This is a genomic window from Pseudescherichia sp., assembly GCF_031987975.1.
Classification (GTDB): Bacteria; Pseudomonadota; Gammaproteobacteria; order Enterobacterales; family Enterobacteriaceae; genus Pseudescherichia.
In genome coordinates this window covers 15,024-41,792 of sequence record NZ_DALZYX010000004.1, presented here as the reverse complement: position 1 = coordinate 41,792, position 26,769 = coordinate 15,024, and the positions used below count along the sequence as shown (strand labels likewise).

General features: G+C 58.0%; 27 protein-coding genes. 17 read left to right on the top strand and 10 right to left on the bottom strand.

Features of this window, described 5'->3' with window-relative positions; genetic code table 11:
• Window positions 1–17 precede the first annotated feature (17 nt).
• Complete coding sequence (mrcA, locus tag RTN40_RS08040; RefSeq protein ID WP_312228008.1) at window positions 18–2,570, bottom strand: peptidoglycan glycosyltransferase/peptidoglycan DD-transpeptidase MrcA; 2,553 nt, start codon at window positions 2,568–2,570, stop codon at window positions 18–20.
• Window positions 2,571–2,690: 120 nt separating this feature from the next.
• On the opposite strand from mrcA, the gene RTN40_RS08035 reads away from it, so the two are divergent.
• The 12 genes from RTN40_RS08035 (at window position 2,691) to trpS (ending at window position 12,746) form a co-directional block, all read left to right on the top strand.
• Window positions 2,691–3,473 (top strand): DNA utilization protein HofM, encoded by a 783-nt coding sequence (locus RTN40_RS08035; RefSeq protein ID WP_312228007.1) that lies wholly within the window; start codon window positions 2,691–2,693, stop codon window positions 3,471–3,473.
• The gene (locus RTN40_RS08030) at window positions 3,473–4,006 is read left to right on the top strand and encodes a PilN domain-containing protein (protein ID WP_312228006.1); all 534 of its coding nucleotides are present in this window, start codon (window positions 3,473–3,475) and stop codon (window positions 4,004–4,006) included. Before RTN40_RS08035 ends, RTN40_RS08030 begins: the two co-directional genes overlap by 1 nt.
• Window positions 3,996–4,463, top strand: coding sequence for a hypothetical protein (locus RTN40_RS08025; RefSeq protein WP_312228005.1), 468 nt, complete (start codon window positions 3,996–3,998; stop codon window positions 4,461–4,463). The genes RTN40_RS08030 and RTN40_RS08025 overlap by 11 nt, the downstream gene beginning before the upstream one ends.
• A gap of 1 nt (window position 4,464) precedes the next feature.
• Window positions 4,465–4,860: a HofP DNA utilization family protein gene (locus RTN40_RS08020; protein WP_312228004.1), complete on the top strand. Its 396-nt coding sequence runs from the start codon at window positions 4,465–4,467 to the stop codon at window positions 4,858–4,860.
• Window positions 4,769–6,031 (top strand): DNA uptake porin HofQ, encoded by a 1,263-nt coding sequence (gene hofQ, locus RTN40_RS08015; RefSeq protein ID WP_312228003.1) that lies wholly within the window; start codon window positions 4,769–4,771, stop codon window positions 6,029–6,031. Before RTN40_RS08020 ends, hofQ begins: the two co-directional genes overlap by 92 nt.
• Before the next feature lie 285 nt (window positions 6,032–6,316).
• Entirely contained in the window at window positions 6,317–6,838 is a 522-nt protein-coding gene (gene aroK, locus RTN40_RS08010) for a shikimate kinase AroK (RefSeq protein WP_003861630.1), read from the top strand.
• A gap of 54 nt (window positions 6,839–6,892) precedes the next feature.
• Window positions 6,893–7,981 (top strand): 3-dehydroquinate synthase, encoded by a 1,089-nt coding sequence (gene aroB, locus RTN40_RS08005; RefSeq protein ID WP_312228002.1) that lies wholly within the window; start codon window positions 6,893–6,895, stop codon window positions 7,979–7,981.
• 91 nt (window positions 7,982–8,072) lie between these two features.
• Window positions 8,073–9,407, top strand: a complete 1,335-nt coding sequence (damX, locus tag RTN40_RS08000) for a cell division protein DamX (RefSeq protein ID WP_312228001.1) — start codon at window positions 8,073–8,075, stop codon at window positions 9,405–9,407.
• 65 nt (window positions 9,408–9,472) lie between these two features.
• On the top strand, window positions 9,473–10,297 hold the full coding sequence (dam, locus tag RTN40_RS07995) for an adenine-specific DNA-methyltransferase (protein ID WP_312228000.1): 825 nt from the start codon (window positions 9,473–9,475) through the stop codon (window positions 10,295–10,297).
• Between the two features lie 17 nt (window positions 10,298–10,314).
• The gene (gene rpe / locus RTN40_RS07990) at window positions 10,315–10,992 is read left to right on the top strand and encodes a ribulose-phosphate 3-epimerase (protein WP_312227999.1); all 678 of its coding nucleotides are present in this window, start codon (window positions 10,315–10,317) and stop codon (window positions 10,990–10,992) included.
• A complete protein-coding gene (gene gph, locus RTN40_RS07985) occupies window positions 10,985–11,749 on the top strand; it encodes a phosphoglycolate phosphatase (RefSeq protein ID WP_312227998.1) in 765 nt (254 codons plus the stop codon). The genes rpe and gph overlap by 8 nt, the downstream gene beginning before the upstream one ends.
• On the top strand, window positions 11,742–12,746 hold the full coding sequence (gene trpS / locus RTN40_RS07980) for a tryptophan--tRNA ligase (RefSeq protein ID WP_312227997.1): 1,005 nt from the start codon (window positions 11,742–11,744) through the stop codon (window positions 12,744–12,746). Before gph ends, trpS begins: the two co-directional genes overlap by 8 nt.
• A 48-nt stretch (window positions 12,747–12,794) precedes the next feature.
• Here trpS and cysG read toward each other — a convergent pair whose 3' ends face one another.
• The 5 genes from cysG to tsgA form a co-directional block, all read right to left on the bottom strand.
• Window positions 12,795–14,168 carry a siroheme synthase CysG gene (cysG, locus tag RTN40_RS07975; protein ID WP_312227996.1) on the bottom strand — a complete coding sequence of 458 codons (1,374 nt, stop codon included), beginning with the start codon at window positions 14,166–14,168 and terminating at the stop codon, window positions 12,795–12,797.
• Between the two features lie 20 nt (window positions 14,169–14,188).
• Complete coding sequence (gene nirC / locus RTN40_RS07970) at window positions 14,189–14,995, bottom strand: nitrite transporter NirC (protein ID WP_312227995.1); 807 nt, start codon at window positions 14,993–14,995, stop codon at window positions 14,189–14,191.
• Window positions 14,996–15,205: 210 nt separating this feature from the next.
• Complete coding sequence (nirD, locus tag RTN40_RS07965; protein WP_312227994.1) at window positions 15,206–15,532, bottom strand: nitrite reductase small subunit NirD; 327 nt, start codon at window positions 15,530–15,532, stop codon at window positions 15,206–15,208.
• A complete protein-coding gene (gene nirB, locus RTN40_RS07960; RefSeq protein ID WP_312227993.1) occupies window positions 15,529–18,072 on the bottom strand; it encodes a nitrite reductase large subunit NirB in 2,544 nt (847 codons plus the stop codon). Before nirB ends, nirD begins: the two co-directional genes overlap by 4 nt.
• 284 nt (window positions 18,073–18,356) lie before the next feature.
• A complete protein-coding gene (tsgA, locus tag RTN40_RS07955; protein ID WP_312227992.1) occupies window positions 18,357–19,541 on the bottom strand; it encodes an MFS transporter TsgA in 1,185 nt (394 codons plus the stop codon).
• Window positions 19,542–19,821: 280 nt separating this feature from the next.
• Here tsgA and ppiA point away from each other — a divergent pair, with 280 nt between their 5' ends.
• The 3 genes from ppiA (at window position 19,822) to RTN40_RS07940 (ending at window position 21,256) form a co-directional block, all read left to right on the top strand.
• Window positions 19,822–20,394: a peptidylprolyl isomerase A gene (gene ppiA / locus RTN40_RS07950; protein ID WP_312227991.1), complete on the top strand. Its 573-nt coding sequence runs from the start codon at window positions 19,822–19,824 to the stop codon at window positions 20,392–20,394.
• Window positions 20,395–20,502: 108 nt separating this feature from the next.
• Window positions 20,503–20,673: a YhfG family protein gene (locus tag RTN40_RS07945; RefSeq protein WP_268106017.1), complete on the top strand. Its 171-nt coding sequence runs from the start codon at window positions 20,503–20,505 to the stop codon at window positions 20,671–20,673.
• Window positions 20,663–21,256, top strand: a complete 594-nt coding sequence (locus RTN40_RS07940; RefSeq protein WP_312211903.1) for a putative adenosine monophosphate-protein transferase Fic — start codon at window positions 20,663–20,665, stop codon at window positions 21,254–21,256. The genes RTN40_RS07945 and RTN40_RS07940 overlap by 11 nt, the downstream gene beginning before the upstream one ends.
• Window positions 21,257–21,307: 51 nt before the next feature.
• Here RTN40_RS07940 and RTN40_RS07935 read toward each other — a convergent pair whose 3' ends face one another.
• Window positions 21,308–21,631, bottom strand: a complete 324-nt coding sequence (locus tag RTN40_RS07935) for a DNA-binding transcriptional regulator (protein WP_312227990.1) — start codon at window positions 21,629–21,631, stop codon at window positions 21,308–21,310.
• Window positions 21,609–21,878, bottom strand: coding sequence for a type II toxin-antitoxin system RelE/ParE family toxin (locus tag RTN40_RS07930; protein WP_312227989.1), 270 nt, complete (start codon window positions 21,876–21,878; stop codon window positions 21,609–21,611). The genes RTN40_RS07935 and RTN40_RS07930 overlap by 23 nt, the downstream gene beginning before the upstream one ends.
• Before the next feature lie 128 nt (window positions 21,879–22,006).
• Here RTN40_RS07930 and pabA point away from each other — a divergent pair, with 128 nt between their 5' ends.
• A complete protein-coding gene (gene pabA / locus RTN40_RS07925; RefSeq protein WP_312227988.1) occupies window positions 22,007–22,579 on the top strand; it encodes an aminodeoxychorismate synthase component 2 in 573 nt (190 codons plus the stop codon).
• A 91-nt stretch (window positions 22,580–22,670) separates the two neighbouring features.
• Window positions 22,671–23,891 (top strand): aspartate aminotransferase family protein, encoded by a 1,221-nt coding sequence (locus RTN40_RS07920; protein WP_312227987.1) that lies wholly within the window; start codon window positions 22,671–22,673, stop codon window positions 23,889–23,891.
• Here the strand turns inward: RTN40_RS07920 and RTN40_RS07915 are convergent.
• Together RTN40_RS07915 and crp are read right to left on the bottom strand one after the other, a co-directional pair.
• Window positions 23,888–25,969: a YccS/YhfK family putative transporter gene (locus RTN40_RS07915; RefSeq protein ID WP_312227986.1), complete on the bottom strand. Its 2,082-nt coding sequence runs from the start codon at window positions 25,967–25,969 to the stop codon at window positions 23,888–23,890. The two genes, RTN40_RS07920 and RTN40_RS07915, sit on opposite strands and share 4 nt — an antisense overlap.
• A 52-nt stretch (window positions 25,970–26,021) precedes the next feature.
• A complete protein-coding gene (gene crp, locus RTN40_RS07910; RefSeq protein WP_000242758.1) occupies window positions 26,022–26,654 on the bottom strand; it encodes a cAMP-activated global transcriptional regulator CRP in 633 nt (210 codons plus the stop codon).
• Window positions 26,655–26,769 lie beyond the last annotated feature (115 nt).

Here is a 26,769-nt window from a genome sequence, read left to right as displayed (position 1 = left end):
GCCGGGCGTTTTACGACTTAAAACAGCTCGTGCGTCTCGCCGTTATCGATAAGTGTTGTCCCCACCTCATGCACTGCCTGCTGCGTTGGCTGCGTGCCTTCAATGAAGAACTCCTGACGGCTATTCCCACCGTTGGCCAGCTGCCCGGTACTGCGGTCGATATTCACCGTAATAATACCCGGCGGCGGCGTGAGCGGCGCTTCCGGCACGCCGTCCAGCACGCTCTTCATAAAGGCATCCCAGGCGGGCTGAGCGCTCTTCGCGCCGCCTTCATAACCTGAAATCTGATCCTTAATCGCGCCAGAGGCGGTGGTCCGGCCAAGATCGCGGCGGTGATCGTCAAAGCCAATCCATACCGAGGTCACAACGCCCGGACCGTAGCCGGAGAACCAGGCATCTTTTGAGCTGTTGGTGGTGCCCGTTTTGCCGCCGATATCGTTACGCTTGAGATCGCGGCCGGCGCGCCAGCCGGTACCTTGCCAGCCCGGTTCGCCAAAGATATTAGTGTTTAGCGCGCTCTTGATCAGGAAGGAGAGCGGGGTGTTGATCACATGCGGTGCATACTGCGGCGCGCCGGTCTGGGCCACCAGCGCCTGGTTGGCCTGCTCAAGCTGCGGCATCGGCACGGTAAGATTCTGCTGCTCCTGTGATACGGCCACGTCCTCAACGTTGCTGTTCTCCAGCACGTTGGATTTCTGCGTCTCGCCGTAGATCACCGGAATATCACAGTCCGCACAGGCCACCTTCGGCTGTGCTTCAAACAGCACCTTACCCTGGTCATTTTCGATCTTGCTGATAAACCACGGATCGATAAGGAAGCCGCCGTTCGCCATTACCGCGTAGCCGCGCGCAACCTGCAGCGGGGTGAAGGAGGCGGAGCCAAGCGCCAGCGATTCGGTGTGCACAATGTTCTGCGCCGGGAAGCCGAAGCGTTGCAGGTATTCCGCGGCGTAGTCAACGCCCATTGCCCGCATGGCACGCACCATCACCACGTTTTTCGACTGGCCTAACCCCTGGCGAAGACGAATGGGACCGGCATACTCCGGCGGCGAGTTTTTCGGTCGCCAGTCGGAGCCTGCGCCCGCATCCCAGCGAGAGATGGGCACATCGTTAAGAATGCTCGCCAGGGTCAGCCCCTTGTCCATCGCCGCGGTGTAGAGGAACGGCTTGATGTTCGAGCCAACCTGGCGCAGCGCCTGGGTGGCGCGGTTAAACTTGCTCTGGTTGAAGTCGAAGCCGCCGACCAGCGCGATGACTGCCCCGTTCTGCGGATTAATGGAGACCAGGGCTGAGTTAACGTCCGGCACCTGCGCCAGCCACCAGGCGTCGTTCACCTGGCGAACCCAGATCTGCTGTCCGGCCTGCACCGCATCGGTTACCCGGCGCGGCGTCGCGCCCTGAGCGGTATCCGACCGGAAAGGACGCGCCCAGCGCACCCCATCCATGCGCAGCGACACCGACGTGCCGTCAGCCAGCATTGCCGTGGCCTCCTGGGCATTCGCCTGCACCACCACCGCAGGGAGCAGTGGTCCGTAGGTCGGCAGCGCCCGCAGAGAGTCGGTGATTTTTTTGCTGTCCCAGGGGCTTTCGCCCAGCTTCCACAGCACGTTTGCCGGTCCGCGATAGCCGTGACGCATGTCGTAATCCATTACGTTGTCGCGTACCGCCTTCTGGGCCGCTTCCTGTGTCTTCCGCGTGATGGTGGTATAGACCCGGTAGCCATCCTCATAGGCCTTCTCACCGTAGCGCGACACCATATCCTGGCGCACCATCTCCGAGAGGTAAGGGGAGGAGAAGGCGATCTCCGGGGCGTGATAGTTAGCATCAATGGCTTCGCTGCGGGCGCTGTCGTACTGTGACTGGCTGATATAGCCCTCGCTCATCATACGCGCCAGCACCACGTTACGCCGTGAGGTAGCTCGATCGAGGGAGTAGAGTGGGTTGAAGGTAGAGGGCGCTTTCGGCAGCCCGGCAATCACCGCGATTTCGCTAAGGGTAAGCTGATCGACCGACTTGCCAAAATAGACCTGCGCCGCTGCCCCCACGCCATAGGCGCGATAGCCGAGATAGATCTTGTTCAGGTAAAGCTCAAGGATCTCATCCTTCGTCATCATCTGTTCGATGCGAATGGCGAGGAATACCTCTTTCAGCTTACGTATCAGAGTCTTTTCCGGACTCAGGAAGAAGTTACGCGCCAGCTGCTGCGTAATGGTACTCGCCCCCTGAGACGCGTGGCCGGAGAAGAGCGCGACGCTAGCGGCACGGAAAATCCCCACCGGATCGACACCGTGATGCTCGTAGAAACGGCTGTCTTCCGTCGCAATAAAAGCTTTGACCATAACGGGAGGGATCTGATCCAGGGTCAGCGGAATGCGGCGCTTTTCGCCGTACTGCGCAATCAGCTCGCCGTCGGCGGTGTAGACCTGCATCGGAATTTGCAGCCGCACGTCTTTCAGCGTGGCAACGTCGGGTAGCTGTGGCTCAATAAACTTGTAGAGGCCATAAACCGAGCCTGCTCCCAGCAGAATGCAACAGACTGCAAGGATAAATAGATACTTTACGAACTTCACCGGAGATTTCCCATTTAGTTTTCTTTGGGCAGTTTATAAACAATCGCGCGGTAGTATAAAGGCAAGCCTGATGCATTGATATAGCCGTCACCCTGACGAACGATAAGGAGATCGCGATTTATGGCAATCAGTCGCTGGCGAATAGGCCTTCATATTCAGCAGGATGGCATCTATGCCATCGCGCTAACGCAGGAAAAATCCCACTCTGTGCTGCGCCACTGGTGGCAGCTGCCGCTGGCGGCGGGCACCCTTGTAGACGGGCAGATCACGCAGCCTGAACGCCTCCGCGCGGCGCTACAGGCGTGGAGTAAAACCCTGCCGCGCAGGCACCAGATTAGCCTCGCCTTTCCCGCCGCGCGTACGCTGCAAAAGAGGTTGCCCCGTCCCGCCGTACGGCTAGGGGAGAGCGCCCAGCTGCAGTGGGTGGCAAACAGCCTCGCTCGCGAACTGGGTATGCCTGCCGGCGACCTGCGTTTCGACTACACCGATGACAGCGTGCAGCGTGCGTACAGCGTAACGGCGGCGCAGAACAGCGACGTTGCCGGGCTACTGACGCTGGCGGATAGCCTGGGCCTGCACCTCTCGGCCATCACCCCCGACGCCTGCGCGCTACAGCGCTTTATCCCGCTGCTTACTCCGCCGCTGCGCTGGCTGGCCTGGCGTGATGCTACCCAGTGGCTGTGGGCAACGCGCAGCGGCTGGGGGCGGCGGGCGCGTAAGGATGCCAGTAACCTTGATGAACTGGCGCAGGTGTTAGGCCTGCCGCTGGAGGAGGCCACGCTGTGCGATGCCGAACCGGAGGGCTTCGATCCCTGGCGCGCGATTGCCCGCCGCTATCCGCCGCTGCCAGAAAACGGTGGGGCCTGGGCAGTAGCCATTGGCCTGGCGCTGGGAGGTGAATAGTGGCGCAGGCGGTTAACTTTCTCCCCTGGCGCGCCCGGCGGCAGCGCCAATGCCTGCGCCTTTGGCTAACGATCTTCTCTGTCACCCTGCTGCTGATTGTGCTGCTGGCGGCGATGCTGCGAATGCAGACGGCGCAGAAAAATCGGCGGCTGGAGCTGATACAGCAGGCGGGCATCACGTTGCAGACAGGGCTGGCGCAGCGCAAGACAAACCTGCTTGCCCGGCAGGCTGAATACCAGGCACGACAGCAGCGTTATCGACAATTGCAGGCCACGCGGGAGTGGCAGCAGATCTTAACCCGTCTTGCAGACACGCTGCCGGAGCAGGCGTGGCTGAGCGAGCTGCGCTTTCAGCAGGGAACGCTGTCGCTGGCGGGCTATGCAGTCAGTTTTACGGCGTTAAGCCAGCTTGAAACGGCGCTCTATGCTCTCCCCGGCTTGCGAATGGGCAAACCTGGTCCAGCCTCGCGGGATGCGCAGGGGCGCTGGCAATTTGATTACGCTCTGGTTTTGGATGTGCGCCATGCGCCTTAGCCCTGAACGTTGGCTCTCGCTCTCAACCCATCGTCGAGTGGTCTTCTGGCTAAGCGTAACGATGAGCTGCACCGTGCTGGCCTGGCTCCTGACGGTACGGCCATACATCAGCGAGCAGACGCAGCGGCTGGCCGAGCTGCATGCACAGCAGCAGAGCCGCAGCCAGATGTGGACAAGCACCCTGCCGCTGCGCCAGGCGTGGGGAGCTGAAGCCACGGCGCCTCTGCCCGAACGCGTATTTTCCGCCCTCGCTTTCCAGACCGGCGGCGCCCGGCTGCTGAGCTGGCATCCCACCGAACGTGGCGGTGAGATGGTGCTACAGACCGGATGGCAGGATGTGCCAGAGACCTTTACCCGCCTCGCCGAGCAGGGTATGCAGGTCACTGCCTTTTCGCTGGCGTTAAAAGAGGAGGTGCTGCATCTGCGGCTGGAGCTGGAGAGCGGCAATGATCCATGACATGCATAGAGCATTGCTGCTGGCGCTGCCGCTGCTGTTGGGTATGCGCGACCCTTTCCAGCCGCTGCCGGACCGCTGTCAGACGGCGGCGCTGGCACAGTGGCGCTACCAGGGCTTTATTAACGTTAACGGCCAGCATCGGGGTGTGCTGCGTAGCCCAGAGGGGAGATGGTACAGAGCGGCAGCGGGTGAGAGCCTGCTATCCGGCTGGCGCGTCGTCTCGGTCACGGAGCAGACGTTGCGGATTACCATCGCTGCGGGCTGTGAACCGACGCAGTGGCAGTGGCAGCGACAAGGAGTTGAAGATGAAAAAGTGGATAACGGCAGCGGGACTGCTTCTCAGCGCGCTGCCTACGGGGGCAAAAAGCCCCCTGCCGGTGACGCTGGCCATCGATGATGTACCGGTGGTGCAGGTCTTGCAGACCCTGGCGGAGCTGGGGAGATATAATCTTATCGTTGCGCCAGAGGTCAGTGGCACGCTCTCTCTGCATCTGGTCAACGTTCCCTGGAGCCAGGCCCTGCAAACGGTGCTCGCCAGCGGCGGACTGATTGTGCAGAGAGAGGGGACTATTCTGCAGGTGCATACTCAGGCGTGGTGGCAGCAGCAGCAGGAGAAGCGCGAGGCCGACAAGGCGAAGCAGCAGAGCGCCCTGCCGCTGGTGGCAAAGAGCGTTACGCTACGCTATGCCGAGGCGGAGGAGCTGGCCAAAGCGGGTGGCAAGCTGCTCAGCCCACGGGGAACAATGATGGCCGATAAGCGCATGAACCGCCTCCTGCTGCGCGACAACGCGGCTACGCTAAAGACCATAGAGCGCTGGATAACGGAGATGGATCTGCCCGTCGCTCAGGTGGAACTGGCGGCGCATATCGTGACTATTAATGAAAAGAGCCTGCGCGAGTTGGGGATCAAATGGACGCTGGCCGAGGCGCAGTCGGCAGGAAAAATCGGTGATATCACTACCCTGAGCAGCGATCTCTCAGTGGGAGAGGCCACAACGCGGGTTGGGTTTAATATCGGGCGCATCGATGGCCGGATGCTGGACGTTGAGCTGTCAGCCCTTGAACAGGCGCAGCAGCTGGAAATTATTGCCAGTCCGCGCCTGCTGGCCTCCCATCAACAGCCCGCCAGCATCAAGCAGGGCAGCGAGATCCCCTATCAGGTCTCCAGCGGCGAGAGCGGGGCGACCTCGGTTGAATTTAAGGAGGCGGTGCTGGGCATGGAGGTGACGCCAACGGTGCTGCAGGACGGCAGAGTGCGCCTGAAGCTGCACATCAGCCAGAATATGCCCGGCCAGGTGCTTCAGCAGGCGGATGGTGAGGTGCTGGCTATCGATAAGCAGGAGATCGAAACCCAGGTCGAAGTAGGTAGCGGCGATACGCTGGCGCTGGGAGGCATCTTTCAGCAGCAGAAGAAATCCGGCAGTGAGAGCGTGCCCGGGCTTGGCAGTCTGCCCTGGCTGGGACAGCTCTTTCGCCACAACGGCCACGATAACGAGCGGCGCGAGCTGGTGGTTTTTATCACGCCACGCCTCATGCCGCTGCATGAAGGCGGAAAGGGTAAAGCTTAAATATGATGATTTTTGCCGTGAACTGAACTCAGGTGTTTGACGTGAGAGATGAATTAGCTTACAAGGAGTACCGATTTTGAGCGTCAGCTACTCCCGTCTTACCTCAATTGGCCTCTTCGCAAGGTTGGTGATTTATTCAGTTGCCAAAACAGCGCGAGTATTGAGATAATTTTCAGTCTGATTCTCGAACTTACGCATATGAGGTTTCAGTTCATGTCCTGCTCCGCCAGGTGTCTGCGAAGTGGGTTTACCATTAACGAATAGTCTTATAGTAGTACCGAAAAAATGGCAGAGAAACGCAATATCTTTCTGGTTGGGCCTATGGGTGCCGGCAAAAGCACTATTGGGCGTCAGTTAGCTCAACAACTCAATATGGAATTTTACGATTCTGATCAAGAGATTGAGAAACGAACCGGAGCTGATGTGGGCTGGGTCTTCGATGTAGAAGGTGAAGAAGGTTTCCGCGATCGCGAAGAAAAGGTCATTAACGAACTGACCGAGAAGCAGGGCATTGTGCTGGCGACAGGCGGCGGCTCTGTGAAATCCCGCGAAACCCGTAATCGTCTCTCCGCCCGTGGCGTAGTGGTGTATCTGGAAACCACTATCGAAAAGCAGCTGGCTCGTACTCAACGCGATAAAAAGCGTCCACTGTTACAGGTGGAGACGCCGCCGCGGGAAGTTCTCGAAGCGCTGGCTGACGAACGGAATCCTCTCTATGAGGAGATTGCCGACGTCACCATCCGCACCGACGATCAGAGCGCAAAAGTGGTCGCAAACCAGATTATTCATATGCTGGAAAGCAACTGATTCTGGCTTAATATAACGCCTGCAGGTTTACGCAATTGAGGTGGATGTCGCGTCATGGAGAGGATTACCGTCACTCTTGGGGAACGTAGTTACCCAATCACCATCGCGGCTGGTTTGTTTAACGATCCAGCTTCCTTCATGCCGTTGAAGTCTGGCGACCAGGTCATGCTGGTCACTAACGAGACGCTGGCTCCGCTCTATCTCGAAAAGGTCCGCCATGTACTTGAACAGGCGGGCGTGCGGGTTGACAGCGTTGTGCTGCCGGACGGCGAGCAGTTTAAAAGCCTGGCAGTGTTGGATACGGTCTTTACCGCCCTGTTGCAGAAACCTCACGGGCGCGACACGACGCTGGTCGCCCTTGGCGGCGGCGTGGTCGGCGATCTTACCGGCTTCGCGGCAGCGAGCTATCAACGTGGCGTGCGCTTTATTCAGGTGCCCACCACGCTCCTTTCTCAGGTCGATTCGTCCGTTGGCGGCAAGACGGCGGTGAATCACCCTCTCGGCAAAAATATGATCGGCGCGTTCTATCAGCCCGTCTCGGTGGTCGTCGATCTCGACTGCCTTGCGACGCTGCCAGCACGTGAACTCTCCTCTGGTCTGGCTGAAGTGATCAAGTACGGCATCATTCTTGACGCCGCGTTCTTTAGCTGGTTGGAAGAGAACCTTGATGCGCTTCTGCGCCTCGACGGTCCGGCCATGGCCTACTGTATCCGCCGTTGTTGTGAGCTGAAAGCCGACGTTGTCGCCGCGGACGAGCGCGAGACGGGCTTACGTGCTTTACTCAACCTGGGCCACACGTTTGGTCACGCTATCGAAGCCGAAATGGGCTACGGTAACTGGCTGCACGGTGAAGCGGTGGCGGCGGGAATGGTTATGGCAGCGCGCGCAGCCGAACGCCTTGGCCAGTTTAGCCGTGACGATACGCAACGAATCATCACCTTACTCACGCGCGCTGGCCTGCCGGTCAACGGTCCGCGGGAGATGTCCGCCGAGGCCTATATTCCTCACATGCTGCGCGACAAAAAGGTGCTGGCGGGCGAGATGCGTTTAGTCTTGCCGCTGGCAATAGGGAAGAGTGAAGTGCGTGGCGGAGTGCCACACAATGTTGTTCTCGGCGCTATTGCTGACTGTCAGCAGGCGTGAAAATTAGAAAGGTCTGGCCACGCCAGTCGTGGTGTTTAACTTCGGGCGATGCGCACTAGTGGTTGGCATTAGCCTTAGAGTGGGGTGTTAAATGGATGAATTTAAACCAGAAGACGAGCTGAAAACCGATCCCAGCGATCGTCGCCCTGGTCGTACGCGCCAGTCTTCTGAACGCGACAGCGATCCGCAGATCAACTTTGATGATGTCGATCTGGACGCTGACGATCGTCGCCCTTCACGGACGCGTAAAGCCCGTGAAGAGGCTGATGAAAGCTACGAAGAAGATGAGCTGGAAGAGAGCGCAGTGGATGAGGAGCGCGTTGAGCGTCGCCCCCGCAAGCGTAAAAAAGCCCCTGCTGCCAAACCCGCCTCCCGCCAGTACCTGATGATGGGCCTTGGGATCCTGGTTCTGCTGCTGCTGATCGTGGGCATCGGCTCCGCGCTGAAATCTCCTGCTGATAAGTCCGGTAGCGAGCAGGCCTCGGCAGAGAAGAGCGTCAACCTGTCAGAGAATGCCGCCGACCAGGCCAACGGCACGCAGCCTGCGCCAGGTACTACCTCGGCTGAGCAGACGGCGGGTAATCCGCAGGATGTTTCCCTGCCGCCAATCGCCTCTACTCCAACCGAGGGGCAGACCACTGCCGCGCCGGAAGGGCAGCAGCGCGTTGAGGTACAGGGCGACCTGAACAACGCCCTGGCACAGCCGCAGAATCAAAACCAGGTAGACAACGTAGCGGTGAACTCCACCCTGCCAACAGAGCCTGCTACCGTTGCGCCGGTGCATAACAGCAAGGCAGCAGAGTCGCGCCAGACTGCCGCCTCTGAACGTCAGGCATCAGCTACCGAGCATCGCGCTGCTCCGCGCACCGAGCGCCAGCAGACGACGATCGAGCCGAAGCCTGCCCAGAGCGCACCGAAAGCGGCGGCCCAGCCGAAACGTACCGAGACCGCTGCCACCGCACCGGCGGCCAGCGCCCAGCCTAAAGCAACGGCCAGCGCAGCGCCTGCGGCCAAACCGTCTGCGGCGGTAACGGCAACGGCACCGACCCAGTCGGCTAAGCCTGCCACGACCGCTGCGCCAGCCGCAACTGCCACCGCACCGGCAGCCGCAGCGCCAGCGGCCTCTGGTAACGCCTCCACTGGCAACGTCGGTTCCCTGAAGTCAGCGCCGGGCAGCAGCTATACGCTGCAGTTGAGCAGCTCATCGAACTACAACAACCTGAACGCGTGGGCGAAGAAAGAGAACCTAAAAAACTTCGTGGTTTATCAGACCTCACGCAACGGCCAACCGTGGTATGTACTGGTGAGCGGCGTTTATGCCTCGAAAGATGAAGCGAAACGCGCCGTCTCTACGCTGCCAGCCGATGTGCAGGCGAAAAACCCGTGGGCGAAGCCGCTGCATCAGGTGCAGGCCGACCTCAAGTAATGAGTAAAGCGCAAATGCTGTCGGGCTTACGCCACAGCTGCATAGGGTGTCATTAGTTAGTCAGCATGAAAAAAAATCGCGCTTTTCTGAAATGGGCAGGGGGTAAATACCCCCTGCTCGACGACATTAAAAAGCATTTACCGCCGGGTGAGTGTCTCATCGAACCCTTCGTCGGGGCCGGGTCGGTATTTCTTAATACCGACTTTTCGCGCTATATCCTCGCAGATATTAACAGCGATTTGATTGGTCTCTACAACATCGTTAAGACCCGCACCGACGAGTACATTCTTAACGCCCGCGAGCTATTTACGCCGCAGCATAACCAGGCTGAGGTTTACTACCAACTGCGCAGCGAGTTCAATCAGTGCCGGGATCCCTTGCGGCGTGCGGTGCTGTTTTTATATCTGAACCGCCACGGCTATAACGGCCTGTGTCGCTATAACCTGCGCGGTGAGTTTAATGTGCCTTTTGGCCGCTATAAAAAGCCCTACTTCCCGGAAGCCGAGCTGTACCATTTTGCTGAAAAAGCACAGAACGCAGAGTTTCGTTGCCTCTCATATGAGGAGTGCATGGGACTGGCCGACGTTAACTCCGTGGTCTATTGCGATCCGCCCTATGCACCTCTCTCCGCGACGGCGAACTTTACCGCCTATCATACCAACAGCTTTAGCCCGCTAGAGCAGGCGCGTCTGGCTGAGATGGCGGAAATGCTGGTCAGCAAGCAAATCCCGGTGTTAATTTCGAATCACGATACGCCGGACACCCGTGAGTGGTATAAAGCCGCGACGCATTTTCAGGTTAAAGTGCGACGCAGCATTAGCAGCAACGGTGGCACACGCAAAAAGGTGGACGAACTGCTGGCGCTCTATCGCCCGGCAGACAAAAAATAGTTCTCAAGGAGATGCGGATGAAACAGTATTTGATTGCCCCTTCAATTCTGTCGGCTGACTTTGCCCGCCTGGGCGAGGACACCGCTAACGCGCTGGCGGCCGGTGGCGACGTGGTGCATTTTGACGTCATGGATAACCACTACGTCCCCAACCTGACAATGGGACCAATGGTACTAAAAGCCCTGCGGGACTATGGCATCACCGCCCCGATTGACGTCCACCTGATGGTGAAGCCGGTTGATCGTCTGATCCCGGATTTCGCCGCTGCGGGAGCAAGCATCATTACTTTCCACCCGGAAGCCACCGAGCACGTCGACCGCTCGCTGCAGCTGATCAAAGAGCATGGCTGCAAAGCGGGGCTGGTGTTCAATCCGGCGACCTCCCTGAACTGGCTCGACTACGTGATGGACAAGCTTGATGTGATCCTGCTGATGTCGGTCAACCCGGGCTTCGGCGGCCAGTCCTTTATTCCTCATACTCTTGATAAGCTGCGCGAAGTGCGCCGTCGCATTGACGCCTCCGGCTACGACATTCGCCTTGAAGTTGACGGCGGCGTGAAGGCGGATAACATCGGCGAGATTGCCGCCGCGGGCGCAGATATGTTTGTCGCCGGCTCGGCCATTTTTGACCAGCCGGACTACCGCAAAGTCATCGATAAGATGCGCAGCGAGCTGGCAAAGGTGCACCATGGCTAAAAAAATCGACGGAATCCGCGCAGTTGCATTCGATCTCGACGGCACGCTGGTGGATAGCGCACCGGGTCTGACCTATGCGGTAGACCAGGCGCTCTACGCGCTGGAGCTGCCGGCTGCCGGAGAGGCGCGGGTAGTGACATGGATCGGCAATGGTGCTGACGTGCTAATGCAGCGGGCGCTGGCCTGGTCGCGTCAGGAGCACGCCAGCCAGCGTGCAATGGCAGGCAAACCGGCTATCGATCATGCGGCCATTCCCGAAGAGGAGCAGGCCCGCATTCTGCGCAAGCTGTTCGATCGCTACTACGCTGAGGCCGTTGAAGAGGGGAGCTTCCTCTTCCCGGACGTAGCTGGCACTCTGGCAGCCCTGCATGAAGAGGGTTACCCGCTAGCGCTGGTGACCAACAAGCCGACGCCGTTTGTTGCGCCGCTGCTGGAGGCGCTGGATATCGCCCGCTATTTCACGCTGGTCATCGGCGGTGACGACGTTAAAAACAAAAAGCCGCACCCGGAGCCGCTGCTGCTGGTGGCTGAAAAGCTGGGGGTGGCACCGCAGGCGCTGCTGTTCGTCGGCGATTCGCGGAATGATATTCAGGCGGCGAAGGCGGCTGGCTGCTGTGCCGTGGGTCTGACCTACGGCTATAACTACGGCGAAGCCATCGCGCTGAGCGAGCCGGATCGTATATTCGACCATTTTAAAGAGTTACTGCCCGCGCTTGGGCTTCCATATAGTGAACATCAGGAACAGAAAAATGACTAAGCCCATCGTCTTTAGTGGCGCACAGCCCTCAGGTGAACTGACCATCGGCAACTATATGGGTGCGCTGCGTCAGTGGGTAACCATGCAGGATGAGTACGACTGCATCTACTGCATCGTGGATCTCCACGCTATCACCGCCCGTCAGGATCCCGAGAAGCTGCGTAAAGCCACCCTGGATACGCTGGCGCTCTACCTGGCCTGTGGGATCGATCCCGAGAAGAGCACCATTTTCGTTCAGTCTCATGTGACTGAACACGCGCAGCTGGGCTGGGCGCTGAACTGCTACACCTATTTCGGTGAGCTGAGCCGCATGACCCAGTTTAAAGACAAGTCAGCGCGCTACTCTGAGAACATCAACGCCGGCCTGTTTGACTACCCGGTACTGATGGCGGCGGACATTCTGCTCTATCAGACCAACCAGGTACCGGTCGGTGAAGATCAGAAACAGCACCTTGAGCTGAGCCGCGATATCGCCCAGCGTTTTAACGCCATCTACGGCGACGTGTTCAAAGTGCCGGAGCCGTTCATTCCAAAATCCGGCGCGCGCGTAATGTCGCTGCTGGAGCCGACCAAGAAGATGTCCAAGTCTGATGATAACCGCAACAACGTTATCGGCCTGCTGGAAGATCCGAAGTCGGTAGTGAAAAAGATCAAGCGTGCGGTAACCGACTCCGAAGAGCCGCCGGTGGTGCGCTACGACGTGAAGGAGAAGGCGGGCGTCTCTAACCTGCTGGATATCCTCTCTGGCGTGACCGGACAGAGCATCGCCGAGCTGGAGCAGCACTTTGAAGGCAAAATGTATGGCCATCTGAAAGGGGAAGTGGCGGAAGCGGTTTCCGGCATGCTGACCGAGCTTCAGGAGCGCTATCACCGCTACCGTAACGATGAAGCTTTCCTGCAGCGCATCATGAAAGAGGGTGCCGAGAAAGCCAGCGCTCGCGCCGCAGAGACGCTGAAAACGGTCTACGAAGCTATTGGCTTTGTTGCCAAGCCGTAAGTCCCGTATCCAGGCCCGGCAGGCGGTCCGCCGGGCGTTTTTCAAAAATCAGTGGTTCGAGAACCAGTTTAGCTTGTCGCGCAGGGCTACCACGCGGCCAACGATAATCAGCGCCGGGCTTTCGACCTGTTGCGCCAGCATACCCAGCTCGCTCAGTACCCCGCTCACTACCCGCTGCTGTACCGCCGTGCCGTTCTCTACCAACGCCACCGGCATATCCGCCTGCATTCCATGCTCGATAAGCTTTTGCTGAATAGTTGCGGCCTGGTTTAGCCCCATATAGAACACCAGGGTCTGCTTCTCTGCGGCGAGGTTCTCCCAGTCCAACTCGCCGCCGGTTTTCAGATGGCCGGTGATCAGCCGCACGCTCTGGGCGTAGTCGCGGTGGGTCAGCGGAATGCCGGAGTAGGCGGAGCAGCCCGAGGCGGCGGTAATGCCCGGCACTACCGAGAAGGGGATCCCTGCATGGCACAGGGTCTCCAGCTCTTCACCGCCGCGGCCAAAGATAAACGGATCGCCGCCCTTCAGGCGCACTACGCGCTTACCGGACTGCGCCTGGCGGAGCAGGATCTGGTTAATCTCCTCCTGCGGCACGCAGTGGTAGCCCGCGCGTTTGCCGACAAAAATACGGTCGGCGTCGCGGCGCACCAGATTCATAATGTCATCAGAGACCAGACGGTCATAGACCACCACGTCCGCCTGCTGGATCTGCTGTAGCCCTTTCAGCGTCAGCAGCCCGGCATCGCCTGGTCCCGCACCGACCAGCACCACTTCCCCCCGGTTATCGAGCGGCGTGTTAAACAGCGACTCTGTCTCTTTGTCGATGGCGAGGCGATCGTTGTTCGCCAGATACTGGGCAAGACGGTCGTTAGTAAAAAATTTCTCCCAGAAGCGGCGACGCTCGGCCATGGTGGCAAAGGTGGCTTTCACCCGTCCACGCAGGGTCCCGGCGTAGCCAGCAATTTTGCCGAGGTGCAGCGGCAGCAGCGACTCCAGCTTTTCACGCAGCAGGCGCGCCAGTACCGGAGAGGTACCGCCGGAGGAGATTGCCACCATCAGCGGCGAACGGTCGATAATTGATGGCATGATAAAGCTCGCCTCTTTCGGCGCATCGACCACGTTACAGAAGATGCGGCGCGCTTCTGCCGCATCGCTGACCTGCTGATTAACCGCATCGTCGTCGGTAGCGGCAATCACCAGCCAGCACGGGTCGAGCAGCGCCTCATCGAAGTGACCTTCGACCAGGGTGACCATGCCTTCGTCCGCCCATACGGTAAACTGCGGATCGAAGTGCAATGCATTAACGGTAAGCCGCGCACCGGCTTCCAGAAGCAAGCGGGCTTTACGCTCTGCGACATCGCCACCGCCGACGAGCAGGCAGTCGCGATCGCGTAACTGGCAAAATATTGGAAGATGATGCACGACATAACCTCTTTATCGTTTTAAGGGCTAACGGTTTCCTGCGCGGCGTTTTTAGCAGGAGCAGGACGCTCTGCGCGAGGGGTAGCATACCAATATCCCAGCCCCATAAATATGGCCCCGGATAAAGTATTCCCCAGCGTAACCCACAACAGGTTATGTCCGATACCGGCAAGGGTATAAGCTTCGCTGTGGTGGCCGAACCACGATAGAGCGAACAGGGTCATGTTGGCAACCGAGTGCTCATAGCCGGAGGCGATAAACGCCAGCAGGCACCACCAGATAGCAAGGAACTTCGCCGCGCCTTCGGTACGGATCGCCATCCAGATCGCCAGGCAAACCAGCCAGTTACAGAGCACACCTTTAAAGAACAGTACGCTGGCAGGGGCACTGGTTTTTGCCAGCGCGACGGTGTGTACCAGGCTGGTATCCACCGACAGCAGGCTGCCGCCGCCCCAGAAGTAGAGCAGGGCCACGAAGACCGACCCCACCAGGTTACCCAGCCAGGTTTGCGGCAGGATCGTCCACATCTGACCGTGGCTGATGGTGCCCGCTTTAACGCCCAGGGTTAGAAACATGGTGTGGCCGGTAAACAGCTCGGAGCCAGCAATGATCACCAGCGTCAGCGCGATGCCGAAGGTAGCGCCCATCACCAGCGGACGTACCGCCGGGTCAAGCAGGTTACCGAGGGTAAAAATCAGGATAATCGCCAGGCCTACGTAAGCACCGGCCATCGCGGAGCTGATCCAGAAGCCCAGCGGATTATGTGTAGAGAGGCGTGCAATGCGCGCAGCGTTAGCCGCACACTTGTTGATAGTGTCTGCGAACATGATGATTATCCTTGTACACTTCATCCTTCGAGCTGCCTCTTTGTTGGCTGCCTTCTCTCACCCCAGTCACATAGTTAACTATGCTCCTGGGGATTCGTTCAGTTGCCGCCGCGATGCAACTCAAATGATTTTGTGTAAAAAAGTTAGAAAAGAAAATTCAAACAAAAAGAGAAAGTTAACGGGCGAGGGCATTGCACCCCCGCCGGGGTATTACGCTTTGATCTGTACTTCGCCGTCTTTGACCCGCGCATCGAAGCGCGCCACGGAGTGGTCCGCATCCTCCATGCACAGGCCGTCGCGCAGGCGGAAGCGCTGCTTCTTCAGCGGGCTGGCAACCCACAGCTCGCCATCGTGCTCGGCGATGATGCCCCGCGACAGTACGCTGGCCTCAAAGAAAGGATCGATGTTGCTGATGGCATAGACCTGCTCATTGGCCCGCGGGCGGAAGATGGCGATCTGCTGGTTATTCAGCAGGGCACAGACGCCGGTTGCCGGCACGATGTCAGCGAGCTGACAGACGGTGTTCCACTGGCTCATACGGTTTCCTCCACCAGGGTGACCGGGATACGCTCATACGGCGTAGCCGGGCGATGCTGCTGACGTTCCGGTACGATCTGTACTGCCGGGTCGCGGCGATCGCTGTTGATAAAGTGTTTGAAGCGCACCTGCGCCTGCGGATCGTTGACGGTGGCGGTCCACTCGCAGATAACGGCGTCGCGCAGGCGAGCCATCTCCGCTTCCAGCTGGCTGTTCAGGCCAAGCTTGTCGTCGATAATCACGCTCTTCAGGTAGTCAATGCCGCCTTCCAGATTATCCAGCCAGGACGCGGTACGGGTCAGCTTGTCGGCGGTGCGGATGTAGAACATCATAAAGCGGTCGAGATAGCGCACCAGCGTGTCGCGGTCGAGATCCGCTGCCAGCAGGTCCGCATGGCGTGGTTTCATCCCGCCGTTACCGCAGACGTAGAGGTTCCAGCCTTTTTCAGTGGCGATGATGCCCACGTCTTTGCCCTGGGCTTCCGCGCATTCGCGAGTACAGCCAGAGACGCCAAACTTCATTTTGTGCGGGGTACGGATGCCTTTGTAGCGGTTCTCCAGCTCGACGCCGAAGCCCACGCTGTCACCCACGCCGTAGCGGCACCAGGTTGAGCCGACGCAGGTTTTCGCCATCCGCAGCGCTTTAGCGTAGGCATGACCGGTTTCGAACCCGGCTTCAATCAGCTGACGCCAGATCTCCGGCAGGTCATCTTTCTGCGCACCGAACAGGCCGATACGCTGGGAGCCGGTAATTTTGGTGTAGAGGTTAAACTCACGGGCGATACGGCCCACCTCCATCAGCCCTTCCGGGGTGATTTCGCCCCCGGCAGAGCGCGGGATCACCGAGTAGGTGCCGTCTTTCTGAATATTGGCGAGGAAATTATCGTTGGTATCCTGCAGCGGCGTATGCTGCGGCTTCAGAATGTATTCATTCCAGCAGGAGGCCAGCAGGGAGCCAACGGTAGGTTTACAGACCTCGCAGCCGTAGCCTTTACCGTGTTTCGCCAGCAGCTCGTCAAAGGTTTTGATCCCTTCCACGCGGATCAGGTGGTACAGCTCCTGACGGGAGTAGGCAAAGTGTTCACACAGGCTGTGGTTCACTTCGATGCCCTGTTTCGCCAGCTCGGCGTTCAGTACCTGAGTCACCAGTGGGATACAGCCGCCGCAGCCGGTACCGGCTTTGGTTTCCGCCTTCAGCGCTGCCACCGTATGGCAGCCCTTGTTGATCGCGGAGATCAGCATGCCTTTAGTCACGTCGAAGCAGGAGCAGATCTGCGCGCTGTCCGGCAGCTTATCGACGCCGATAGAGGGTTTTCCGCTGCCCGCGTGGGCGGGCAGGATCAGCGCGTCCGGGTTCTCCGGCAGCTCGATGGCGTTCAGCACCAGCTGCTGTAAATTCCCAAAGTCGCTGGTGTCGCCTACCAGTACCGCACCAAGCAGAGTTTTGTTATCCGGGCTAACGATCAGGCGCTTGTAGACCTCTTTGCTCTCATCCAGATAGACGTAGCTGCGGGAATTTGGCGTACGGCCATGGGCATCGCCAATGCCGCCGACGTCCACGCCCAGCAGCTTCAGTTTGGCGCTAAGGTCTGCCCCTTCAAACGCGTTCGGGGTACCGAGGATATGGTCCACGGCTACCTGTGCCATTTTGTAGCCAGGGGCGACCAGGCCGTAGACGCGATTGTTCCAGCTGGCGCACTCGCCGATGGCGTAGATATCCGGGTCGGAAGTCTGGCAGGTATCGTTTACCATGATGCCGCCGCGCTGGGCCGTCGCCAGGCCGCACTGGGTCGCCAGCTTGTCGCGCGGGCGAATACCGGTTGAGAAAACGATAAAGTCGATCTCCAGGCTGCTGCCGTCGGCAAAGCGCATGGTCTTACGACCCTCAACGCCCTCCTGGACAATCTCCTGGGTGTTTTTACTGGTGTGCACGCCCACGCCCATGCTCTCGATTTTGCGTTTCAGCTGCTCGCCGCCCATCTGGTCAAGCTGTTCGGCCATCAGCATCGGTGCGAACTCAATGACGTGAGTCTCGACGCCAAGGTTTTTCAGCGCCCCGGCAGCTTCCAGACCGAGCAGACCGCCGCCGACCACTGCCCCCCGGCGGCTACGACGCGCGCAGGCTTCAATGGCGTTCAGATCTTCAATGGTGCGGTAAACAAAGCAGTCCTGAGTTTCAGAACCTTTAATTGGCGGGATCCACGGATAGGAGCCGGTAGCCATAATCAGCTTATCGTAATAGACCGTGCGGCCAGCGCTGGAGTGGATCACCTTCTCCTGACGGTTGATAGTGATAGCACGTTCGCCTACCAGCACCTTGACGCCGTGCTTCTCGTAGAAGCCTTCCCGCACCAGGGATAGCTCTTCGGCAGTATGGTGAGAGAAGTAGGAAGAGAGATGGACACGGTCGTAGGCTTTCCGCGGCTCTTCACAAAACACGGTAATGTCGAAACGGGCAGCGTCAGCTTTATCGAGGAGATCCTCAATAAAACGGTGGCCGACCATGCCGTTACCGATAATAGCGATTTTGACTTTGCTCATTTTTGCCTCGATTTCTTTTCTATTACTGCCTACCTTAACGATTCAGCAGCGGCGTTTATTGATGCAAATCAAGTTCACCTTTACCTACTCCCTAAGGAGTATATTGCTGATTTAGCAGCGTTTTTCTAAGTCGTGGAATTAGTTGGCTTTTCGCGATAGCGTAAATAACATACAAAAATGAGGGTTTTTAACAGACGGGATTTACCACTAAAGATTAATGGGGTTAAACCGTTAGGAGAGGTCGAAGTTAGCCCCTTTTCAGGACGAAAAGGGGCGGGAATAACTTAGTGCGCAGAAACCGTGTTGCTGTGCTGACGATGGCGACTGACGAAGCCAAGCGCGAAGCACATTACGAAGACCACGGCGTAGAGGCCGTTAGCGGTCATCAGCGCCGCCTGCGGGCCGCTGCTGGCAACGATAGGACCGGTAACCACGAAGGTCAGCATAGTCCCAATGGTGCCGCAGGTGAGAACAAAGTTAACCAGCTTCGGCGAAGCGACTTTGGTCTGCTGGGAGCCAAGGGTAATGATGGTGGTGTAGATGGCGCTGGAGAAGAAGCCGAGGGCCAGAATAAACCACGCCATATGCTCTGGGCTGCTGGTGATAAAGAGGTACATCAGCACGGTCGCCATACCTGCCAGCACGGTCAGAATACGCTGCAGATCGAAGAAGCGCAGGATAAAGCTAAACGCCCACATGCCGATCATGTAAGACATCCAGAAGTCGCTGACCAGTTTCCCCTGTCCGCTGACGTCCATACCCAGACCCTTAGCATACTCCGGTACCCAGGAGATAAAGCCGAGCTGGCCGAGGATGTAGCAGAGTGCGGCGATAGAGAGGAACAGCACGCCGATGCCCCACTTCTCTTTCACCACTGGCTTATCGCTCGGAGCAGCGTGTTTACCCAGCGCCGGAAATTCGCAGCCGATAGTCAGAACGAAGATGGCGACGTAGACCAGACCGATGCAGGCGTAGACCCAGTACCACTCAATGCTGCGCGCCAGCAGGAAGGCGGCAACCATCGGGAAGATCATGCCGGCCATACTGAAGAAGGAGTCAGTGAACAGCAGGCGGGAGCCACGCTGGCGGCCTTCATACATCTGGGTGACCAGGAAGGTACCGATGGACATGGTGATACCGCTTACCAGCCCCAGCACGAACATCGCGGCGGAGAAGAGCGCCAGGCTGTGGCTTAGCATCAGCGCCGCTACGGCCAGGATCATCAGCACAAAGCCAAAACGCAGCTGGGTTTTTAACGGTACGATCTCCATCAGCCAGGCATTGAGGAAGATGGAGATCAGGATCCCGGCGTTCAGGAAGGTAAAGGTGTTGCTCATGCTGGAAACCGGAAGATCAAAATACTTCGCGATATCGCCCATCACCATACCGGTGACGATCACCAACGCACCGGTAAGGGCGTAGGAGAAAAAGCTGATCCATGTGAGCTTGATTCTGTTGCTGTTAGTCATGACTGGCCTGTGAATAGAAGTGTAAAGCGCATTGACTGCGCCATGAACGGGCAGATTTTATGCGTTCGGGTGACACATTTAAATCTTTAAAAATGAAAATAGGTCATGTTGCACATTTTATTTTGAAATGTGTCACAAATTTTCACCAGATTGCGCCATAGTGGGCTACAGACACATATGTTTCAAATTCGTAAAATTGAGTAAAGCGCTGGCCTGGGGGCAGTATGCTCTTTAGAATCAAGCGACTCGCTCTCTTCACTGTTCACTGTTAGGAATTCACATGGTTAAAACGACTCTGGCGGCTGTAGCGGCTATCTTTGCTCTCTCTGCAATTTCACCCGCAGCCCTCGCGGCAAAAGGCGATCCTCACGTTCTGTTAACCACGTCTGCCGGAAACATTGAGCTGGAGCTGAACAGCCAGAAAGCTCCGGTCTCGGTGAAAAACTTTATCGACTATGTGAACAGCGGCTTCTATAACAACACGACCTTTCACCGCGTGATCCCGGGCTTCATGGTGCAGGGCGGTGGCTTTAACGAGCAGATGCAGCAGAAACAGCCAAACCCGCCTATCAAGAACGAAGCGGATAACGGCCTGCGTAACACCCGCGGCACCATCTCCATGGCCCGTACCGCTGATAAAGACAGCGCCACCAGCCAGTTTTTCCTGAACGTTGCGGATAACGCTTTCCTCGATCACGGCCAGCGCGACTTCGGCTATGCCGTTTTCGGTAAAGTTGTGAAAGGCATGGATGTTGCGGACAAGATCTCCCAGGTACAGACTCACAACGTCGGCCCGTATCAAAATGTGCCGTCAAAACCGATCGTTATCCTCTCCGCCAAAGTTCTGCCGTAACTCTTTTTTGCACGGGCGTCTGTTGCCCGTGCACCGCCAGCTTCCCTGCGTAACGTTAAAATGCCGCTTATACTTGTGGCAAATGACGCACATCATCAGGGAGACACAATGGCGAAAAAACTCACCGAACGGCAAAAATCCCGTCTCTGGGAGCAGCAGCGTAACGTCAATTTCCAGGCCAGTCGGCGTCTGGAGGGGGTGGAGTGCGCCCTGGTCACGCTCAACGCAGAAGAAGCAGAGGCGCGCCTTGAGGCGCTGCGGAGGCAGCATGAGCGATAAGTTTGGCGACGGGCGAGACCCGTACTTCTACGCTGGCCGTAATGTGATGAGCAACCGGCTGGGTATCCATCAGGCGAAACAACTGGAAGAGGCGGCATATGAGTTTACTTCGCTGCGTGCCGCCACCCTGGAGCTGGGTCCTGTTGCCCGGGGTCTGCCGCATCTCTGCGCCATCCATCGCCATCTCTACCAGGATATCTTTGAGTGGGCCGGTGAGATCCGCGAGGTCAACATCTATCAGGGCGATACGCGCTTCTGTAATTTTGACTACATTGAGAACGAGGGCAACGCCCTGATGCAGGCGCTGGAGGATGAGGACTGGTTGCAGGGGCTGGAGAAGACCGCGTTTATCGAGCGTCTGGCACACTACTACTGCGAGATTAACGTCCTGCATCCGTTCCGGATCGGCAACGGCATCGCTGAGCGGATCTTCTTTGAGCAGCTGGCAATCCATGCCGGATATCAGCTCGACTGGCGCGGCATTGAGCCCGATGCCTGGAGCGCGGCCAACCAGAGCGGCGCCATGGGTGACCTCTCAGCACTTATCGACATCTTTACTCACGTGGTGAGCGAAGCGGAGTAAAACGTTGCCGGATGGCGCTGCGCTTATCCGGCCTACGCGGGGCGGACATATCTATATCAATATGTCCAGCCCATGCTTTTGTATAACGCTTAACAGCTTTAGTGATAACCCATTCGGCCGTTTAGCGCCGCTTTCCCATTTTTGTACGGTTGAAACGCTGGTATTTAAATAGTGGGCAAAAACAGGTTGGCTAACGTTAAACTTCTCCCGTAGCTTTTTGATTTCATCCGGCTGAATGTCATCTACCTCGCCAATGCAGGCTTTATCAAAGCTACGCATTGTTTCCTGAGAGATAGCATCTACGCTGTGTAATCCCGCAGCAGCGCTATGAATCGCTTCAAAAGCGGTACTTTTAAATTTCTCTTTTGCGGTCATGACAAATCTCCAGCAACTCTTTTGCGTCAATTAACAGGCTCAGTTTTTCAGTTTTCAGGCCCGCGTAATGCTTTGCGAGCGTTCGAAAGCCTGTGAGTTCTTCATGAGTGATATTTGCCATATCCTGTTTGGCATACAGGAAAGTGTAAAACCAATTCCTCCCACCTTTAGCCAGACATAACTCATCGTCCTTGATGGCATGGTTTTTTGCCGTTTTACTGAACCATTTTGTTTTAAAAACTCGCATTTGATTCACATCCCTGTTCACTTTACTGTAGCACTTAGTGCGATAGTAAGCACTTCTTTCAATAGGTCATAGTCAGAATTTCTTAGGCTGCGTACAATGTCGCAAAGATAGTTAACAAGTGGCTTACCATGATCCTGCTTATCGACAACTACGACTCCTTTACTTGGAACCTCTATCAGTACTTCTGCGAGCTGGGGGCGGAGGTCGTGGTAAAGCGCAACGACGAGATAACCCTCGCCGATATCGCGGCGCTGGCTCCGGAGAAGATCGTCATCTCTCCCGGCCCCTGCACGCCGGACGAGTCGGGCATATCGCTGGAGGTTATTCGTCACTACGCCGGTAAGCTGCCGATGCTTGGCGTCTGCCTGGGTCACCAGGCGATTGCTCAGGTCTTTGGCGCGACCATCGTCCGGGCGCAGAAGGTGATGCATGGCAAAACGTCCGCCATTACCCACAGCGGGCAGGGCGTATTTCACGGGCTGAACAATCCGCTCACCGTCACCCGCTACCACTCGCTGCTGATCGATCCCGCGACGCTACCCGACTGTTTTGAGGTGACCGCCTGGAGTGATACTCAGGAGATTATGGCTATACGCCATCGGGAGTGGGATCTACAGGGGGTACAGTTCCATCCGGAGAGCATTTTGAGCGAGCAGGGGCATGCGCTGCTGGCAAACTTTCTTAACCAGGCCGATTTTTAGTTGCCATAAGCTGATTTTTTATGCATATTTTGTGATTATATTTTCATAATCATTACTGCATATATTGCTGCATATAACGGATGGGCATGACATGGCAACTGAACAGAACGCAGTTACGCGCGCAACATTTGACGAAGTAATTCTGCCCGTTTATGCACCGGCGGAGTTTATCCCGGTGAAGGGTAAAGGCAGTCGGGTGTGGGATCAGCAGGGCAAAGAGTATGTTGATTTTGCGGGCGGGATTGCCGTTACGGCGCTGGGCCACTGTCATCCTGCACTGGTTGAGGCATTGAAGAGCCAGGGTGAAACCCTGTGGCACACCAGCAACGTCTTCACCAACGAGCCGGCGCTGCGCCTGGCGCGCAAGATTATCGACACCACCTTTGCCGAGCGCGTGCTGTTTATGAACTCCGGCACCGAGGCCAATGAAACCGCCTTTAAGCTGGCGCGCTACTATGCCTCTACGCGCCACAGCCCCTATAAAACCAAAATCATCGCCTTCCACAACGCCTTCCACGGGCGCTCGCTGTTTACCGTCTCGGTCGGCGGCCAGCCGAAGTACTCCGACGGCTTCGGGCCGAAACCGGCCGATATCATCCACGTGCCGTTTAACGATCTTCATGCGGTAAAAGCGGTGATGGATGATCACACCTGTGCGGTGGTGGTCGAGCCGGTGCAGGGAGAAGGGGGCGTCACCGCCGCGACGCCAGAGTTCTTACAGGGCTTGCGCGAGCTGTGCGACCAGCACCAGGCGCTGCTGGTGTTTGATGAGGTGCAGTGCGGAATGGGGCGCAGCGGCGATCTCTTTGCCTACATGCACTACGGCGTAACGCCGGATATCCTCACCAGCGCTAAGGCACTGGGTGGCGGCTTCCCGATCAGCGCCGTGCTGACCACCGAGGCGATCGCCAGCGCCTTCCACGTTGGCTCCCACGGCTCGACCTACGGCGGCAACCCGCTAGCCTGCGCGGTGGCCGGTGCGGCCTTTGATATCATCAGCTCGCCGGAAGTGCTCCAGGGCGTCAGCGAGAAGCGCCAGCGCTTTGTGAAGCATTTGCAGCAGATCGATGAGCAGTTCAATGTGTTCAGCGATATTCGCGGCATGGGCCTGCTGATTGGGGCAGAGCTAAAGCCGCAGTACAAAGGGCGCGCCCGCGATCTGCTTTACGCGGCGGCCGATGAGGGAGTTATGGTACTGAACGCTGGACCGGATGTGATGCGCTTTGCGCCGTCGCTGGTGGTCAACGAGCAGGATATTGATGAAGGCATGCAGCGCTTTGCCGTGGCGGTCGCCAACGTCGTCCGGGCTTAATCTTTACTCCACCTGCGGTTAAGCCAGATGCCATGATGCGGGCGCTGACGCCATGCCACCGACGAGATGGTGTGCATGCTGTTCAGATGCCCGATAATGCGCTGGAGATGCATCTCCATCGGACTCATCGGGCCGTGAGTTAGCGTCTCCGGCGCTTCAAGAATATTCGCGTCACCGGACGCGCCGGCCCCGTCATAGTCCAGCCGCTGCTGGCAGCGCTGAAGCGCAATTTCACAGGACTCCAGATAGCGTTGCGCCAGATCCGGCGTCAGCATGGCGTGCTCCCGGGCCAGCGTCGTCAGGGCATTAATATGCTCAACGATAAACTGGCTGTGGGTCACCCAGAGCTTCATATCTTCCAGATAGTGGGTATTGAACCCTGGCTCCTGCATCGCCTGGTTGAGCGAGTTGAAGAGGGCGTTATGCGCCTGGTTAACCCGTATCCGCTGGTAGGCCAGCGGCGTCGGCTGCGGATCGTCGCTGAGGATCAGGCGAATCGCATCCTGATCCTTCTCAATCGCATCATGGGCGTTTTTACGCAGCAGGCCGCTCTGCCACTGCGGCCAGAGCCAGACCATCCCGCCGAAGGCGATCAGGCAGCCAATTAGCGTATCGATCAGCCGGGCAACGATAAAGTTCTCGCCGCTCAGGGTGAGGATCTGAATAGAATAAACCGCCGTGATGGTAAAGCCTACCGTCGCCCAGCCGTAGCTTTTGCGAATAATGAGGTAGCTGATTAGGGTAATAAACAGCATACCCAGCAGCGTATACCCCTCCGGGACATGAAAGTGTAGGGCGATCCCGGCGATGGTTAACCCCGCCAGCGTGCCCGCCGCCCGGTGTAAAATACGCACCCGCGTCGCGCCGTAGCCGTTCTGGGTAACCAGCAGCACCGTCATCAGGATCCAGTAGGGCTTCGGCAGATGAAGGGCGCTGCCCATCAGGCTGGCGACGCCCAGCATAACGCTGATGCGGGCGGCATTGCGCAGCGCCGGAGACTTCAGCGACAGATAGCTTTTGAGCGCCTCCCACAGCGGCTGGCGGCGCTGCTGGTCGGCCATCAGGTCGCGGGTATAGAGCGGCCGCTGGGTACGCAGCACGCGGGCGATACGGCTAAAGTGCCAGGCACAGAACTGCCCGACCGGGTTTTGCGGATGCTGACGGGCGATCTTCTCCAGCGCGCCAATTTGCTTCTCCATAGTGAAGCGGGTCGGGTAGCGATGATACAGAATGTCGTCCGCCAGCACCCGTAACCGGGCAGCGACCACCTGCGCATTCCAGCGGATCACCGCTTCGGCGTGGCTGCGCTCCACCAGCTTCTGTACCTCTTCCGGCTGGTGCAGGCTGACGGAGATGTGCTCCTGCAGATCCAGCGCCACCTGAAAGGCCCGCAGCAGGCGCTTGTAGTCGTTATGCTGGTTAGCCGCAAGCATATGCAGCTGCTGATAGCACTGGCTGATGAGATCCACCGCCTTTTGCTGACGCGCCAATAGCGGTGGCAGCGCCTTTTCCGGGTCGGCATGCTGAGTCAGCAGGCTGTACTTCGCCTCGCAGTAGTCGGCGAGCTGGCGGTAGAGCAGGCTCAACGATTCGCGCAGCGGCTGTTCGCGCCACAGCCAGAACCAGAACCAGTTAAATGCGCCATACCAGAGCGTGCCCAGCGTATAGATAAGCAGCGGCTCCCACACCGGCATATTGCCCGCCAGGCTGAGGGTAAAGATAGCGGCGATGAGCGAGGCGGGAAGCAGACGGGCGTGCAGGGGGCTAATCTCCGCGGTGACGCCAAGCAGCATCGCCAGCCCGGCGAGGATCAGCGGTAGCGCAACGTTGGCCTCCAGCAGCAGCTGCACCGCCAGGCTACAGCCAGCAAACAGCGAGCCGCCGATAATCAGGCGCTTAAAGAAGCGTTTGTGTGGGGTATCAAGACCGGCAATGTTGCAGCAGGCGGGCACCAGCGAGAACAGCAGCCCCTGCTGAAGATGACCCAGCGCCAGGCCGATGGCCACGGGAAGACACAGCACCAGCGTTTGCCGCAGTGCGTAGTTAACTTCGGGGTGGTAGATTAACCTGCGCCACATGAGGGAGAGAGCAAAAACGGCGTGCGTAGAGGCAGCACGCCGTTCTTAAAGCTTAACGCGTTCCGTAGACGACGATGGTTTTACCATGCGCGGAGATCAGGTTTTGATCTTCCAGCATCTTCAGGATACGGCCCACGGTTTCACGGGAGCAGCCCACGATCTGGCCGATCTCCTGGCGGGTGATTTTGATCTGCATCCCGTCCGGGTGGGTCATGGCGTCCGGCTGTTTAGCCAGGTTCAGCAGCGTCTGCGCGATGCGGCCGGTCACGTCGAGGAAGGCGAGGTTACCCACTTTCTCAGAGGTGACCTGCAGGCGGCGCGCCATCTGCGACGAAAGGCGCATCAGAATATCCGGGTTGACCTGGATAAGCTGGCGGAACTTTTTATAGGAAATTTCGGCCACTTCACAGGCGGTTTTCGCCCGTACCCATGCGCTGCGCTCCTGGCCCTCTTCAAACAGGCCCAGTTCACCGATAAAGTCTCCCTGGTTCAGGTAAGAGAGGATCATCTCTTTCCCTTCTTCGTCCTTGATGAGCACTGCCACCGAGCCTTTGACGATGTAGTACAGCGTTTCCGCTTTTTCACCCTGGTGAATCAGCGTGCTCTTCGACGGGTACTTATGAATGTGGCAATGAGACAAGAACCATTCGAGAGTCGGGTCTGTTTGTGGTTTGCCAAGCACCATGCGCGGTTATCCTCTGTTATAAGCTGGCGCCAGTCGCGGGACATATCCGGCGGCTGGGGTTGCAATCATATGCTTCCCGATTCCTGGGAAGGGGGCCGTCAATAAAGGCATGCGG